This window comes from Plantibacter flavus (assembly GCF_900177615.1).
Lineage (GTDB): Bacteria > Actinomycetota > Actinomycetes > Actinomycetales > Microbacteriaceae > Plantibacter > Plantibacter flavus.
The window spans coordinates 1,268,063-1,283,230 of record NZ_FXAP01000001.1 but is presented as its reverse complement, the minus strand read 5'-3'; the positions used below and the strand labels follow the sequence as shown (position 1 = coordinate 1,283,230).

Annotated in this window: 14 protein-coding genes; 13 read left to right on the top strand and 1 reads right to left on the bottom strand. The window is 67.6% G+C overall.

What is annotated here, in order from left to right; genetic code table 11:
• Nucleotides 1-56 precede the first annotated feature (56 nt).
• From B9Y95_RS06025 to B9Y95_RS05995, 7 genes are all read left to right on the top strand, one after another.
• Nucleotides 57-698 carry a DivIVA domain-containing protein gene (locus tag B9Y95_RS06025; protein WP_079706011.1) on the top strand — a complete coding sequence of 214 codons (642 nt, stop codon included), beginning with the start codon at nucleotides 57-59 and terminating at the stop codon, nucleotides 696-698.
• Nucleotides 658-1,338, top strand: coding sequence for a signal peptidase II (gene lspA / locus B9Y95_RS06020; protein ID WP_085510957.1), 681 nt, complete (start codon nucleotides 658-660; stop codon nucleotides 1,336-1,338). The genes B9Y95_RS06025 and lspA overlap by 41 nt, the downstream gene beginning before the upstream one ends.
• Nucleotides 1,335-2,258: an RluA family pseudouridine synthase gene (locus tag B9Y95_RS06015; protein ID WP_085510956.1), complete on the top strand. Its 924-nt coding sequence runs from the start codon at nucleotides 1,335-1,337 to the stop codon at nucleotides 2,256-2,258. Before lspA ends, B9Y95_RS06015 begins: the two co-directional genes overlap by 4 nt.
• Nucleotides 2,259-2,449: 191 nt before the next feature.
• Entirely contained in the window at nucleotides 2,450-5,914 is a 3,465-nt protein-coding gene (gene dnaE / locus B9Y95_RS06010) for a DNA polymerase III subunit alpha (RefSeq protein WP_234994006.1), read from the top strand.
• 61 nt (nucleotides 5,915-5,975) lie between these two features.
• Nucleotides 5,976-7,346 carry a histidinol dehydrogenase gene (gene hisD, locus B9Y95_RS06005; RefSeq protein ID WP_085511091.1) on the top strand — a complete coding sequence of 457 codons (1,371 nt, stop codon included), beginning with the start codon at nucleotides 5,976-5,978 and terminating at the stop codon, nucleotides 7,344-7,346.
• Nucleotides 7,346-7,828, top strand: a complete 483-nt coding sequence (nrdR, locus tag B9Y95_RS06000) for a transcriptional regulator NrdR (protein ID WP_064296987.1) — start codon at nucleotides 7,346-7,348, stop codon at nucleotides 7,826-7,828. Before hisD ends, nrdR begins: the two co-directional genes overlap by 1 nt.
• 3 nt (nucleotides 7,829-7,831) lie before the next feature.
• Complete coding sequence (locus tag B9Y95_RS05995; protein ID WP_085510954.1) at nucleotides 7,832-8,869, top strand: quinone-dependent dihydroorotate dehydrogenase; 1,038 nt, start codon at nucleotides 7,832-7,834, stop codon at nucleotides 8,867-8,869.
• Between the two features lie 69 nt (nucleotides 8,870-8,938).
• Here B9Y95_RS05995 and B9Y95_RS05990 read toward each other — a convergent pair whose 3' ends face one another.
• Nucleotides 8,939-9,538 carry a DUF3043 domain-containing protein gene (locus tag B9Y95_RS05990; RefSeq protein WP_064296985.1) on the bottom strand — a complete coding sequence of 200 codons (600 nt, stop codon included), beginning with the start codon at nucleotides 9,536-9,538 and terminating at the stop codon, nucleotides 8,939-8,941.
• Between the two features lie 43 nt (nucleotides 9,539-9,581).
• Here B9Y95_RS05990 and B9Y95_RS05985 point away from each other — a divergent pair, with 43 nt between their 5' ends.
• The 6 genes from B9Y95_RS05985 to B9Y95_RS05960 all read left to right on the top strand — a co-directional run bounded on the left by B9Y95_RS05985 (nucleotide 9,582) and on the right by B9Y95_RS05960 (nucleotide 15,167).
• On the top strand, nucleotides 9,582-11,027 hold the full coding sequence (locus B9Y95_RS05985; protein ID WP_079706004.1) for a dipeptidase: 1,446 nt from the start codon (nucleotides 9,582-9,584) through the stop codon (nucleotides 11,025-11,027).
• Nucleotides 11,028-11,132: 105 nt separating this feature from the next.
• Complete coding sequence (gene erpA / locus B9Y95_RS05980) at nucleotides 11,133-11,498, top strand: iron-sulfur cluster insertion protein ErpA (protein ID WP_064296983.1); 366 nt, start codon at nucleotides 11,133-11,135, stop codon at nucleotides 11,496-11,498.
• A gap of 162 nt (nucleotides 11,499-11,660) precedes the next feature.
• Nucleotides 11,661-12,563 carry an aa3-type cytochrome oxidase subunit II gene (gene ctaC, locus B9Y95_RS05975; RefSeq protein WP_079706003.1) on the top strand — a complete coding sequence of 301 codons (903 nt, stop codon included), beginning with the start codon at nucleotides 11,661-11,663 and terminating at the stop codon, nucleotides 12,561-12,563.
• Nucleotides 12,560-14,287, top strand: coding sequence for an aa3-type cytochrome oxidase subunit I (gene ctaD / locus B9Y95_RS05970; protein ID WP_085510953.1), 1,728 nt, complete (start codon nucleotides 12,560-12,562; stop codon nucleotides 14,285-14,287). Before ctaC ends, ctaD begins: the two co-directional genes overlap by 4 nt.
• A gap of 5 nt (nucleotides 14,288-14,292) precedes the next feature.
• On the top strand, nucleotides 14,293-14,715 hold the full coding sequence (locus B9Y95_RS05965; RefSeq protein ID WP_085510952.1) for a cytochrome c oxidase subunit 4: 423 nt from the start codon (nucleotides 14,293-14,295) through the stop codon (nucleotides 14,713-14,715).
• Nucleotides 14,715-15,167, top strand: a complete 453-nt coding sequence (locus B9Y95_RS05960) for a GNAT family N-acetyltransferase (RefSeq protein ID WP_085510951.1) — start codon at nucleotides 14,715-14,717, stop codon at nucleotides 15,165-15,167. The genes B9Y95_RS05965 and B9Y95_RS05960 overlap by 1 nt, the downstream gene beginning before the upstream one ends.
• Nucleotide 15,168 lies beyond the last annotated feature (1 nt).

Here is a 15,168-nt window from a genome sequence, read left to right as displayed (position 1 = left end):
GCTAGCGTGGGGGCGTTGTACACAGATTTTCGATTCGACAGTGAAGGTGGTTCGCTATGGCGCTCACTCCCGAAGACGTGGTCCAGAAGCGGTTTCAGCAGACCAAGTTCCGCGAAGGCTACGACCAGGACGAGGTAGACGACTTCCTCGATGAGGTGGTCGTCGAACTGCGTCGCCTCATCCAGGAGAAGGACGAGGTCCAGCAGAAGCTGACCGCGGCCGAGGCCAAGGTCGCCGAGCTGCAGAAGGGCGGCTCCTCCGCTCCCGCCGCTCTTGCAAAGGCTGAGCCTGCTCCCGCACCGGCTCCGGTCGTCGCACCCGCCGCGGCTCCTGCCGCCGAGTCGACCGACAACACGGCCGAGAGCTCCAACAACCTCCTGCAGCTGGCCCGCCGCCTGCACGACGAGCACGTCGCAGAGGGCGCTCAGCGTCGCGACGCACTCATCGCCGAAGGCCACGCGACCGCGGCACGCGTCGTCGCCGAAGCCGAGGCGAAGCAGCGCGCACAGATGCAGATCCTCGAGCAGGAGCGCTCCGTGCTGGAGCACAAGATCGACGAGCTGCGCAACTTCGAGCGTGAGTACCGCTCGCAGCTCCGCGGCTACATCGAGGGTCAGCTGAAGGACCTCGACGCCTCGTCGTCGAGCTCCGCACCCGATGCGAAGTCCGGCGTCACCGCCGACAGCGCAGCGGTCTAGCGCAGACACCCGGTTGTCTCCCGCATCACCGTCGAAGGCCAGCGCCAGGACTCTTGCAGTCCTGGCGCTGGTTGCCGTCGTGGCCTATTCGGCCGATCAGTTCACGAAGTTCCTCGTCACCAGCAACCTGACGGTCGGTGAGTCCGTCCCCGTCTTCGGACAGGCGCTGGTCCTGTACTTCGTCAAGAACTCGGGTGCCGCCTTCTCGCTGGGCGCCGGCTACACCTGGATCTTCTCGATCCTCGCCGCGGTCGTCGTCGTCGTCATCGTCTGGTTCGCGCGCCGCATCCGTTCGCGCGCCTGGGCGATCGTGTTCGGTCTGCTCCTCGGAGGCGTGCTCGGCAACCTGACCGACCGCCTCTTCCGTGAGCCGTCCTTCGGCCTCGGCCACGTCGTCGACTTCATCTCGACGCCCTGGATGCTCCCCGCGATCTACAACGTGGCCGACATCTGCATCGTGGTCAGCATGGCGCTGTTCATCCTGTTGACGCTCTTCGGTGTCAACCTCGACGGCACGCGCACGACGCGAGCGAGCGAACGGGCAGCCCAGGATGCGGAGGACCGCGAGGCTGAGGCAGACGCGGCCACCCTCGATCCGGCGGAGCCAGGAGACGCGAGCCCGGACGCAGGTCGCCAGTGAACGAGTCCCGAAGCCTGTACGTCCCCGACGGACTCGACGGCGAGCGCGTCGACGCCGGACTTGCCAAGCTCCTGGGCTTCTCGCGGAGCTACGCGGCCGAGGTGGCGTTGGCCGGTGGTGTCGCCATGAACGGGAAGTCGGTCGACAAGTCCGATCGCCTGCTCGCCGGCGCCTGGCTCGAGATCGAATGGACGCCTCGACGGGAGGCCGTGATCGTCCCGATCGCGGTACCCGACCTCGGCATCGTCCACGACGACGACGAGATCGTCGTCGTCGACAAGCCTGCGGGCGTCGCGGCGCATCCCTCGGTCGGTTGGGAGGGACCGACGGTGCTCGGTGCCCTCGCGGCGGCGGGCTTCCGCATCTCGACCTCCGGAGCCGCCGAGCGCGCCGGCATCGTCCATCGGCTGGACGCCGGGACGAGCGGCCTCATGGTCGTCGCGAAGACCGAGCGGGCGTACACCTGGCTCAAGCGGGCCTTCCACGACCGCGAGGTCGAGAAGATCTACCGTGCGGTGGTGCAGGGGCATCCAGATCCTCTCGCCGGCACCATCGACGGCCCGATCGGACGCCACCCCCGGCACGACTGGCGGTTCGCCGTGACCGCCGACGGCAAGCCGTCGATCACGCACTACGAGACGCTCGAGGCGTTCCCGTACGCCTCGCTACTCGAGGTGCACCTGGAGACCGGCCGCACGCATCAGATCCGCGTGCACATGGCGGCCCAGCGGCACCCGTGCGTCGGCGACGCGATGTACGGAGCCGACGCTGCGCTCTCGGCGCGGTTGGGTCTCACCCGCCAGTGGCTCCACGCCACGAAGCTCGGGTTCGCCCACCCGGCCACGGGGGAGTTCGTGCGGTTCGAGGCGGCCTACCCGGCCGACCTCCAGCACGCGCTGTCCGTGCTCGAGCTCGACTGAGCCGACGCCCGCCCATCCCGTCGGCGTCAGCGACGGCATCGCTGGAACTGACCGTCAGCGGTGACGGTTAGGCTGGATCACAGACCACCTCGGCGTCCGCGCCGAACCCCACAGCACGATCCCCGGAGGCGCCGTCCGTGCCCACGTCCACCGATTCGTTCGTCCATCTGCACGTCCACAGCGAGTACTCGATGCTCGACGGAGCAGCCCGCGTGAAGCCGCTCATCCAGGCCGCGGTCGAGCAGGGGATGCCCGCCGTCGCCGTGACCGACCACGGCAACATGTTCGGCGCCTTCGACTTCTGGCGCACGGCGACCGATGCCGGCATCAAGCCGATCATCGGCACCGAGGCGTACATCACCCCGGGGACCGCGCGCGGCGACCGGACGCGGATCAAGTGGGGCGACGGCGGGGGAGACGACGTCTCCGGCGCCGGCGCCTACACCCACATGACCTTGCTCTCGGAGACCACCGAGGGGATGCACAACCTCTTCCGGCTGTCGTCGAAGGCGTCGATCGAGGGGTACTACTTCAAGCCGCGCATGGACCGCGAGATCCTGAGCCAGTACAGCGCCGGCCTCATCGCGACGACCGGCTGCCCGAGCGGCGAGGTGCAGACGCGACTCCGTCTCGGCCAGTACGACGAAGCGGTCAAGGCCGCGGCGGACTTCCGCGACATCTTCGGTGCGGAGAACTACTTCTGCGAGATCATGGACCACGGGCTCGGGATCGAGCGCCGGATCATGGCCGACCTCATCAGGCTGTCGAAAGACCTCGGTCTCCCGCTCCTCGCGACGAACGACCTCCACTACACGCATGCCGCGGACGCCAAAGCCCACGCCGCCCTCCTCTGCGTGCAGTCCGGTTCCACCCTCAACGACCCGAACCGGTTCAAGTTCGACGCCGACGAGTTCTACCTGAAGTCCGCGGACGAGATGCGCCGACTGTTCCGCGAGTACCCCGAGGCGTGCGACAACACCCTCGCGATCGCCGAGCGATGCGACGTCGCCTTCGACACCTCGGCCAACTACATGCCGCGGTTCCCGGTGCCGGAGGGCGAGAACGAGGAGAGCTGGTTCATCAAGGAGGTCGAGACCGGGCTCAACCTGCGGTACCCGAACGGGATCCCCGCCGACGTCCGGGAACGGGCGAACTACGAGACACGCGTCATCGTGCAGATGGGCTTCCCCGGGTACTTCCTCGTCGTCGCCGACTTCATCCAGTGGTCGAAGCGCAACGGCATCCGCGTCGGGCCCGGTCGTGGTTCCGGGGCGGGTTCCATGGCTGCGTACGCGATGCAGATCACCGACCTCGACCCACTCCGCCACGGGCTCATCTTCGAGCGGTTCCTCAACCCCGACCGCGTGTCGATGCCCGACTTCGACGTCGACTTCGACGACCGCCGCCGCGGCGAGGTCATCAAGTACGTCACCGAGAAGTACGGCGACGAGCGTGTCGCGCAGATCGTCACGTACGGCACCATCAAGGCCAAGCAGGCGCTCAAGGACTCGTCACGCGTCCTCGGCTTCCCGTTCGGCATGGGCGACAAGCTGACGAAGGCCATGCCGCCGGCGGTCATGGGCAAGGACATCCCGCTCGAGGGCATCCTCGACACCAAGCACCCGCGGTACAAGGAGGCGGTCGACCTCCGTGGCATCCTGGACACCGACCCGGAGGCGCGGACCGTCTTCGAGACCGCGCTCGGCATCGAGAACCTGAAGCGCCAGTGGGGCGTCCACGCGGCCGGCGTGATCATGTCGAGCGACCCGCTCATCGACATCATCCCGATCATGAAGCGCGAGCAGGACGGCCAGATCGTCACGCAGTTCGACTACCCGGCGTGCGAGTCCCTCGGATTGATCAAGATGGACTTCCTCGGGTTGCGCAACCTGACGATCATCAACGACGCCCTCGACAACATCAAGAGCAACCGCGACATCGAACTCGTCCTCGAAGACCTCGAACTCGACGACCGCGGTGCGTACGAACTCCTGTCCCGAGGCGACACGCTCGGGGTGTTCCAGCTCGACGGCGGACCGATGCGCGCGCTGCTGCGCCTCATGAAGCCCGACAACTTCGAGGACATCTCGGCGCTGATCGCCCTGTACCGGCCCGGGCCGATGGGCGCGAACTCGCACACGAACTACGCGCTGCGCAAGAACGGCCTGCAGGACATCACCCCGATCCACCCGCAGCTCGAGGAACCGCTCTCCGAGATCCTGTCGACGAGCTACGGCCTCATCATCTACCAGGAGCAGGTGATGGCGATCGCGCAGAAGGTCGCCGGCTTCTCCCTCGGGCAGGCCGACATCCTCCGTCGTGCGATGGGTAAGAAGAAGAAGTCCGAACTGGACAAGCAGTTCGAGGGCTTCTCCGGCGGCATGGTCGCGAACGGCTTCTCGATGGAGGCTGTCAACAAGCTGTGGGAGATCCTCCTCCCGTTCTCGGACTACGCGTTCAACAAGGCGCACTCCGCCGCCTACGGGGTCATCTCCTACTGGACGGCGTACCTCAAGGCGCACTACCCGGCCGAGTACATGGCCGGTCTGCTGACGAGTGTCGGCGACTCCAAGGACAAGATGGCGCTCTACCTCAACGAGTGTCGCCGCATGGGGATCCAGGTCCTGCCGCCCGACGTCAACGAGTCCATCGGGTTCTTCGCCGCCGTCGGGGAGGACATCCGGTTCGGTCTCGGTGCCGTCCGTAACGTCGGTTCGAACGTCGTGGAGCTCATCCGGCAGGCACGCGAGCGCGAGGGCCGGTTCACCTCCTTCCACGACTTCCTCCGTAAGGTGCCGCTGCCGGTGGCGAACAAGCGGACCATCGAGTCGCTCATCAAGGCCGGCGCGTTCGACTCCATGGGCGACAGCAGACGCGCGCTCTACGAGATCCACGAGGACGCCGTCGACTCGGTCGTGAAGGACAAGCGTGCCGAGGCGTCCGGGAGCATCGGCTTCGACTTCGACAGCCTGTTCGCCGAGGTCGGCGAGGTTCCGCTCGCGAGCGTCCCCGCGCGTCCCGACTGGGGCAAGCGCGACAAACTCAACTTCGAACGGGAGATGCTGGGGCTGTACGTCTCGGACCACCCGCTGGCCGGACTCGAGATCGAGTTGGCGAAGCACGCCACGACCACCATCACCGACCTCATGACCTCCGAGGGCATGGACGGCGAGACCGTCGTGATCTCGGGGCTCGTCACGAGTGTCCAGCACCGGATCGCCAAGGCCTCCGGCAACCAGTACGGCATGATCCAGGTCGAGGACTTCGGCGGCGAGATGACCGCCATGTTCATGGGCAAGGCGTATCAGGAGTTCGCTTCCGAACTCGTCGGCGACTCGATCGTGGTGGTCCGCGGACGGGTCAGTGTCCGAGACGACGGGATGAACCTCCACGCGTACAGCATCTTCTCGCCCGAACTCCCCGAGGCCGGTGCCGACCGCATGCTCCAGCTGTCGATGGCCGACGCCCGGGCGACGACCGAGACGGTGACCACGCTCAGCGACGTCCTGACGCGGCACGCCGGGTCGACCGAGGTGCGGTTGAAGCTCATCCGAGGCGAGATCGCGCGGGTGTTCGAACTGCCCCATCGCGTCAGCCTCTCGTCCGGACTCTTCGGCGAGCTGAAGTCCCTGCTCGGCCCGAACTGTCTCGGCTGACCCCGCTCGGACGCGGGCGGCAGCCGGGACGGACCGCTGCGGACGATAGGCTGTGACGGCCATGATCACCACCATTGACCTCAGGGGAGTGCGGCCGAGCCGCACCGAGCTCCTGGACATGTTGCCCCGTCCCGTCGTCGACATCACCGCGGCAGCGCATGCCGCTCAGACGCTGATCGACGACGTCCGAGCGGACGGTTCCGAGGCGCTCTTGGCGCAGGCAGACCGGTTCGACGGGGGACGCCCTGAGCGGATCCGCGTCCCACAGGCCGAGATCGACGCGGCCGTCACGGCACTCGAGCCGGCCGTGCGCGCCGCGCTCGTGGAGGCCATCGACCGGGTCCGGACCGCTACGAGCGCACAGGTCCCACCTGAGCGAACGACCGAGCTCGCCGACGGCGCGACCGTCGTGCAGCGCTGGGCCCCGGTCGGTCGTGTCGGCCTCTACGTGCCGGGTGGGAAGGCCGTCTACCCCTCGAGTGTCGTCATGAACGTCGTTCCGGCCCAGGAGGCCGGCGTCGGCTCCGTGGCGCTCGCCTCGCCCCCGCAGCGCGAGTTCGGCGGCCGCGTCCACCCGACGATCCTCGGCGCCGCCGGGCTGCTCGGGGTGACCGAGGTCTACGCCATGGGCGGCGCCGGAGCGATCGGTGCGTTCGCCTACGGAGTGCCCGACCTCGCCCTCGACCCGGTCGACGTCGTGACCGGCCCGGGCAACATCTTCGTGGCGGCCGCCAAGCGCCTCGTGAAGGGGCAGGTGGGGATCGACGCCGAAGCCGGGACCACCGAGATCCTGGTCATCGCGGACGCCGGCGCCGATGCCCGGCTCGTCGCAGCCGACCTCGTCAGCCAGGCGGAACACGACGAGGCGGCGGCATCGCTGCTCGTCACCGACAGTGCGGCGCTCGCCACCGCGGTGGAGGAGTGGCTGCAGCGGTACGCCGCAGGCACACGTCACGGAGCGCGCGTCGTCGAGGCCCTGGGCGGACCGCAGTCGGCGATCGTGCTCGTCGACGACCTCGAGGCGGCCGTGGCGTTCAGCAACGCGTACGGGCCCGAGCACCTCGAGGTGCAGACCCGCGACCCGGAGTCGCTCCTCGGCGCCATCACCAACGCCGGCGCGATCTTCCTCGGCGACCACACCCCGGTGAGCCTCGGAGACTACCTGGCCGGGTCGAACCACGTCCTCCCGACGGGCGGCCAGGCACGGTTCTCCTCGGGCCTCGGAGCGTTCACCTTCCTCCGGCCGCAGCAGGTCGTCCGGTACGACGAAACGGCGCTCCGTCAGGTCTCGGCCCACATCGTCGCCCTCTCGGGCTCGGAGGACCTGCCGGCGCACGGCGAGGCGGTGACGGCCCGCTTCGGGCTCGTCGATGCCGAGATCCGTGCGGCGGACGACACCACCGCCCCCACCACTCCCGAGGGAGCCCACTGATGTACTGCCCGTTCTGCCGCCACCCGGACTCCCGAGTGATCGACTCGCGAACCAGCGACGACGGACTCGCCATTCGCCGACGCCGGCAGTGCCCCGAGTGTGGGAGGCGCTTCAGCACCATGGAGACCTCGAGTCTCGGCGTGATCAAGCGTTCCGGCGTGGTGGAGCCCTTCAGCCGGGAGAAGGTCGTGAGCGGTGTCCGCAAGGCCTGCCAGGGTCGCCCGGTGACGGACTCCGACCTCGCCGTCCTGGCTCAGCGGGTGGAGGAGTCCATCCGTGCCACCGGCGCGTCGCAGATCGACGCGAACGACATCGGTCTGGCGATCCTCGCGCCGTTGCGGGAGCTGGACGAGGTCGCGTACCTCCGCTTCGCCAGTGTGTACCAGGCTTTCGAATCGCTCGACGACTTCGAGTCCGCGATCGCGCTGCTCCGCGTCGAGCACGCTTCCGGTGCCGCCCCCGTGCCGTCCGAGGAGCTCTGAGCCGTGTACCGCTTCCTCTTCGCCCAGGTGCTGTCCAAGCTCGATCCCGAACGTGCACACCACCTGGCCTTCGACGTCATCCGTGCGCTTCCCGCCACCGGCCTCGGCCCTGTGATCAGGCGCTGGACGGCGCCGCGACTCGACCAGTCGGTGGAGACGCTGGGGCTGCGGTTCGAGACCCCGTTCGGTGTCGCCGCCGGCTTCGACAAGGACGGCAAGGGCGTCCTCGGCCTCGGACTCCTCGGGTTCGGCCATGTCGAGGTGGGCACGATCACGGCGATCCCGCAGCCGGGCAATCCCAAGCCCCGATTGTTCCGACTCATCGCCGATCGGGCGGTCGTCAACCGCATGGGCTTCAACAACGGGGGAGCCGACCAGGCCAGGCGTCGGCTCGAACGGACCGCGCGGGTGAGCCGCCGACCCGTCCTCGGCGTGAACATCGGCAAGAGCCGTGTCGTGGACGTCGCCGACGCCACGGCCGACTACGTCCGGAGCGCGACGCTCCTCGCGCCCGTGGCCGACTACCTGGTGGTCAACGTCAGCTCGCCGAACACCCCGGGACTCCGCGGCCTCCAGGAGCTCGACCAGCTCGCGCCGCTGCTCGAGGCCGTCCGTGCCGCCGCCGGTTCGACGCCGTTGCTCGTCAAGATCGCGCCCGACCTCAGCGACGCGGAGGTCGACCGCATCGCAGAGCTGGTCGTGGAACTCGGCCTGGACGGCGTCATCGCGACGAACACGACCATCTCGCGCGACGGACTGACCACCGATCCCGCCGTCGTCGAGGCGGCCGGAGCCGGTGGGCTGTCCGGCGCACCGCTGGCCGCCCGCTCGCTCGTCGTCCTGCGGCGCATCCGGGCCATCGTGCCCCCGGAGTTGTGCGTCATCTCGGTCGGAGGCGTCGACACCGCCGAAGACGTCCGGGAGCGCCTGGCTGCAGGAGCGACCCTCGTGCAGGGGTACACGGCGTTCCTCTACCGCGGGCCACTCTGGGCGCGGCACATCAACCGCGGGCTCGACCGACTGGCCCGAACCGGCCGCTGAGCGGCACCACGCGCCATTGACGACGAACGCCCGCCGGTCTGGGACCGGCGGGCGTTCGTGGTTCGAGGACTATTTGTTGGGGAACTGGCCGCGCTTGACCTGCGGCTTCGGCAAGCGGAGCGGGCGCAGCTGCAGCGCGCGCATGGCGGCGTACCAGCGCACGCCACGCTCGTCCTGCCCGAACTTCGCCCGCAGCGCCTTCCGGACGCGGAAGCCGAGGAAGAAGCAGTCGGCGATCGCGATGATGAAGAACACCCAGAGGGTGAGCATGCCGTAGACCTGGATCTCGGGCACCGGCATGAAGGTGAGGATGATCACGAGGAACATCACCGGGATCATGAACTCACCGATGTTGAACCGGGCGTCGACGTAGTCGCGGACGAACTTCTTCTGCGGGCCGCGCTCGCGTGCCGGGAGGAACTTGTCGTCGCCGGCGGCCATACCGGCCTGCGCCCGGCGCCGTGCCTCGGCCTGCTGCGCCTTCGCCGCCTTCGAGGCCTCCTTGCGGTCGGAGGGGACGAGCGGACGCTTGTTCTGCGCCTCGCGTTCCGCGCGGGACGGGGTCGGCCGACCCTTCGCCTCCTTGGCGCCGCGCGCGAGGCGCTCAGCCGTCTGCGCTGCGGTCTCGACGATCGGCTCTGATGCCGGGGTGCTCTGCTGTTTGGCCACGATGGAACGTCCTTGATTCGGGGATTCCCTTAAGATTACTCGCATGACGACAGGTACCACGACGGAATCGACCCAAGACCCACGCAACGACCAGGAAGTCCTCGATCGGCTGCGCGAATCCGTCGCCGGTGCATTGCCGTCGTCGATCGCCGATCTGTCGGCGCTCGTCCGCATCCCCTCGGTGTCGTGGTCGGCGTTCGACGCGGCCGAGGTGGCGCGGAGTGCCGAAGCGGTCGCGGAGCTCGCCCGCGGTCTCGGCGTCTTCGACGAGGTCTCGGTGCGCCGGTCCGCAATCGACGGCGGAGCGGAGCTCGGACAGCCCGCCGTACTGGCCCGCCGCGAACCACGGAACGGCCGACCGACCGTGCTCCTCTACGCGCACCACGACGTCCAGCCCCCCGGAAGCGACGACAAGTGGGACTCGCCGCCGTTCGAACCGACCGTCCGAGACGGCCGCATCTACGGACGGGGCGCGGCTGACGACAAGGCCGGCGTCATGTCCCACATCGCCGCGATCCGGGCCGTCACCGAGGTCCTCGGGTCCGATCTCGACCTCGGGATCGTGCTGTTCATCGAGGGGGAGGAGGAGTTCGGCTCGCGGTCCTTCGGCTCCTTCCTGGAGGAGCACCGCGACACCCTCGCGGCGGACGTGATCGTCGTCGCCGACAGCGACAACTGGGACGAGCGGACGCCGGCGCTGACGATCGGTCTGCGCGGCAACGTCACGTTCCGGCTGCGCGTGAAGACCCTCGACCACGCCTCCCACTCCGGGATGCTCGGTGGAGCGGTGCCGGACGCGATGCTGGCCACGGTCACCCTGCTCGCGACCCTGTGGGACGCGGACGGTTCGGTGGCGGTCGACGGACTCACCTCGCACGACGCCGTCACCCCGGAGTTCGACGAGGCGCAGCTCCGCGCCGAGTCCGGACTGTCCGAGGGGGTCTCGCCCATCGGACGCGGCTCCATCCTCAGCCGGATCTGGTCGCAGCCCGCGATCACCGTCACGGGCATCGACGCACCGTCGGTGGCCAACGCCTCGAACACGCTCATCCCGGAGGTGTCGGTGCGCATCAGTGCGCGGATCGCCCCCGGGCAGGATCCGGCCGAGGCCTACCGTGCACTCGAGGCCCACCTCCTCGCCAACAGCCCGTTCGGCGCGCAGCTGACGATCGACGAGGTCGACCAGGGGAGCCCGTTCCTCGTGGACACGAGTGGTTGGGCCGTCGCCGAGGCGAAGCGCGCCATGGCCGACGCCTGGGAGGTCGAGCCCGTGGAGACGGGTGTCGGAGGATCGATCCCGTTCATCGCCGACCTCGTCCGGGTCTTCCCGGACGCCCAGATACTCGTCACCGGTGTCGAGGACCCGCACTCGCGTGCCCACAGCCCGAACGAGTCGCTGCACCTCGGCGTCTTCCAGAAGGCGATCCTCACGGAGGCGGTGCTGCTCGCCCGCCTGGCGGCCGCACCCCGTCCGTCCTCCGACGCGTAGACACGACGGATGCACCGCCGGAACCACGGGGTGCGTCCGGCGCGGCAGGCGGTAGAATCTCACACAGGCGTCGACCCGGCGCCGCCAGACCTCGCGAGGAGCATCATGAGCGACACCATCCTGACCGAGACCAAGATCGACGCGGCTCACGGCGTCGGCCTGTCCGACACGGCGGCGCAGAAGGTCAAGAGCCTCCTCGAGCAGGAGGGTCGCGACGACCTCCGTCTCCGTGTGGCCGTCCAGCCGGGTGGGTGCTCGGGCCTCATCTACCAGCTGTACTTCGACGAGCGCATGCTCGACGGCGACGCCACGGTCGACTTCGACGGCGTCGAGGTCATCGTCGACAAGATGAGCGTCCCCTACCTCGACGGCGCCAAGATCGACTTCGAGGACACCATCCAGAAGCAGGGGTTCACCATCGACAACCCCAATGCCGAGGGCAGCTGCGCCTGCGGCGACAGCTTCCACTGAGCCAGATTCTTCCTGAAGGGGAAATTACCCGGTCCCGGGTGGTTTCCCCTTCGTCATTCCGGTCACGATCCCGCACCGCGGACGCGAATGGTCCGGCGTTCACCGCCCATCCCCACTAGACTGGGGGGCGATCCACAGGTGTGTATTCGAAAGGTTTCAGAGGTGCGCTCGACTCGTCGTCTCAGATGGGCTGCCATTCCGGTCGCAGCCACACTCGCCATAGTCCTGGCGGGTTGTACGCAGGCGGAACTGCATGGTTACCTGCCGGGATTCGTCGAGGGCGAATCTCCCGTCACGAACCACACGGACCGCATCGCGGGCCTGTGGGTGACGGCATGGCTGGTGCTGCTCGCAGTCGGTGTCATCACGTGGGGGCTCATCATCTGGGCCGTCATCGTGTACCGACGTCGCAAGGGGCAGACCGGTCTCCCGGTCCAGCTGCGGTACAACATGCCGATCGAGATCTTCTACACGATCGTCCCGCTCATCCTGGTCCTCGGCTTCTTCGCCTTCACGGCACGCGACCAGAACGCGATCGAGACCCAGTACGAGGATCCCGACGTGGCCATCGAGGTCTTCGCCAAGCAGTGGGCGTGGGACTTCGTGTACGACGAGGCCGTCAACGGCCAGGACGTCTGGACCGCAGGCGTGCAGGCCGATGAGAAGCCCGGTGGCGTCATCGACCAGGACGCACTCCCCACGCTCTACCTGCCCGTCGGCAAGACGGTGAAGATCGCGCTGCAGTCGCGCGACGTCATCCACTCCTTCTGGGTCATCGACTTCCTCTACAAGAAGGACATGATCCCGGGCAAGACGAACTACATGTCCTTCACCCCTGAGCGCGAGGGCACGTACGCCGGCAAGTGCGCCGAGCTCTGTGGCGAGTACCACTCGCTCATGCTCTTCAACGTGAAGGTCGTCTCGCAGGCCGAGTACGACAAGCACCTCGAAGACCTGGCCGAGTCGGGCAACATCGGCGACTACGGCACGGAATACGATCGCAACAGCAACCTCCCCGGCACCAAGGCGCCGGCAGGTCTCGAAGAGCACGGAGACGGGGAATGACCTCCACCACGCTTCCCGCAGGCCAGGCGAGCGTCGTCGGACGCACCTCGGTCGAGCGCAAGGGCAACATCCTGGTCAAGTGGATCACCTCCACCGACCACAAGACCATCGGGTACATGTACCTGATCGCCTCATTCATCTTCTTCTGCCTCGGCGGCGTGATGGCGCTCATCATCCGCGCCCAGCTGTTCGAGCCCGGCGGCACGATCGTGGAGACGAAGGAGCAGTACAACCAGCTCTTCACGATGCACGGCACGATCATGCTCCTCATGTTCGCGACGCCGCTCTTCGCCGGGTTCGCGAACGCGCTCATGCCGCTGCAGATCGGCGCGCCGGACGTCGCCTTCCCGCGTCTGAACGCCTTCGCGTTCTGGCTCTACGCCTTCGGTAGCCTCATCGCCGTCGGTGGCTTCCTCACCCCGCAGGGTGCCGCCGCCTTCGGCTGGTTCGCCTATGCGCCACTGTCGAGTACGACGTTCTCGCCAGGGCTCGGAGGCAATCTCTGGGTCCTCGGCCTGGCGCTCAGCGGCTTCGGCACCATCCTCGGTGGCGTCAACTTCATCACCACGATCATCACGATGCGCGCCCCCGGCATGACGATGTTCCGCATGCCGATCTTCACGTGGAACGTCCTCGTGACGTCCATCCTCGTCCTGATGGCGTTCCCGGTGCTCGCGGCGGCCCTCTTCGGCCTCGCAGCGGACCGCGTGTTCGACGCCCACATCTACGACGCGGCCAACGGCGGTGTCATCCTGTGGCAGCACCTGTTCTGGTTCTTCGGGCACCCCGAGGTCTACATCATCGCGCTGCCGTTCTTCGGCATCGTGTCCGAGATCTTCCCGGTGTTCAGCCGCAAGCCGATCTTCGGGTACAAGACCCTGATCTACGCGACGATCGCGATCGCGGCCCTCTCCGTGACGGTGTGGGCACACCACATGTACGTCACCGGATCGGTGCTCCTGCCGTTCTTCGCCCTCATGACGATGCTCATCGCGGTTCCGACCGGCGTGAAGATCTTCAACTGGCTGGGCACGATGTGGCGCGGCTCGGTCACCTTCGAGACTCCGATGCTCTGGTCGATCGGCTTCCTGATCACCTTCGTCTTCGGCGGGCTCACCGGTGTCATCCTCGCTTCGCCGCCGCTCGACTTCCACGTCTCCGACTCCTACTTCGTCGTGGCCCACTTCCACTACGTGGTGTTCGGCACGGTCGTGTTCGCCATGTTCGCCGGCTTCTACTTCTGGTGGCCGAAGTGGACTGGCAAGATGCTCAACGAGAAGCTCGGCTACTGGCACTTCTGGCTGCTCTTCATCGGCTTCCACACGACGTTCCTCATCCAGCACTGGCTGGGCGTCATCGGGTTCCCGCGCCGCTACGCGACGTACTCACCCGAGGACGGCTTCACCTGGATGAACCAGCTGTCGACCGTGGGCTCCTTCATCCTCGCGATCTCGCTGCTGCCCTTCTTCCTGAACGTGTACATCACGATCCGGAAGGCTCCGCGAGTCACCGAGGACGACCCGTGGGGTTACGGTGGATCGCTCGAGTGGGCGACCAGCTCGCCCCCGCCGCGTCACAACTTCGTCTCCATCCCGCGCATCCGCTCGGAGCGCCCGGCCTTCGACCTCCACCACCCCGAGGTCGGTATCCCGGTCGGCGTCGGTCCTGCGAAGGACGCGCCTGACGCACCCACGCTCGATCTCGACGCCGGAAAGGTGAAGTAGCCGCCATGCGCGCCAATATCATCCTCTTCACGATCCTGACGGTGTTCTGCACCCTCCTCTGCGCGGTCTACACGGTGTGGTCGCTCGTCGACCCGCTGCACGGCCGGGTCGAGTGGGTCGGCACGGTCACCCTGGCTCTGGCCGCGATCCTCAGTGCCTTCCTCGGCTTCTACCTCAGCCGGGTGCACAAGAGCCAGGGCGCCGAGCTCCCCGAGGACACGCTGACGGCAAACATCGACGACGGCGACCCGGAGATCGGGCACTTCAGCCCGTGGAGCTGGTGGCCGATCATCCTCGCCGGTGCGTGCGGTCTGCTCGTGCTCGGTCTGGCGGTCGGGTTCTGGATTGCGATCATCGGCATCCCGCTCGTCGTGATCGCGGTTGTCGGCTGGAACTACGAGTACTACCGCGGATACTTCGCGCGCTGATGGTCGCCTCGTTCAGCATCCGCCGTGGTCAGTCCGACGACCGTTCAGCCGTCTTCGCGCTGGCCGGCCAGCTGATCACCGGGTCCATCCCGCCTGCTGCGGACGATTTCATGGCCGCCTACAACAACGTCATGCGCCCTCGTGAAGACGAGACCAACGTACTGTACGTCGCGGTCGACGAATCGGATCGTGTCGTCGGATACACCCTGATGACGGTGTCGCGGCTGCTGCACGCGGCCGGCCTGACGGCCCACCTGCAGGAGCTCGTGGTCGACGAGACCGCCCGCGGCGCCGGCATCGGATCGGCCCTGGTCGAGGCGAACGAGCACTACGCCGTCGAACGCGGTGCGCGCCAGCTGACGATGTCCACCTCTCGAGCCGGCGACTTCTATCGTCGTCTCGGCTACAACGTGACGGCGGAGTTCTACAAGAAGATCCTCCCGCTGGGCTGAT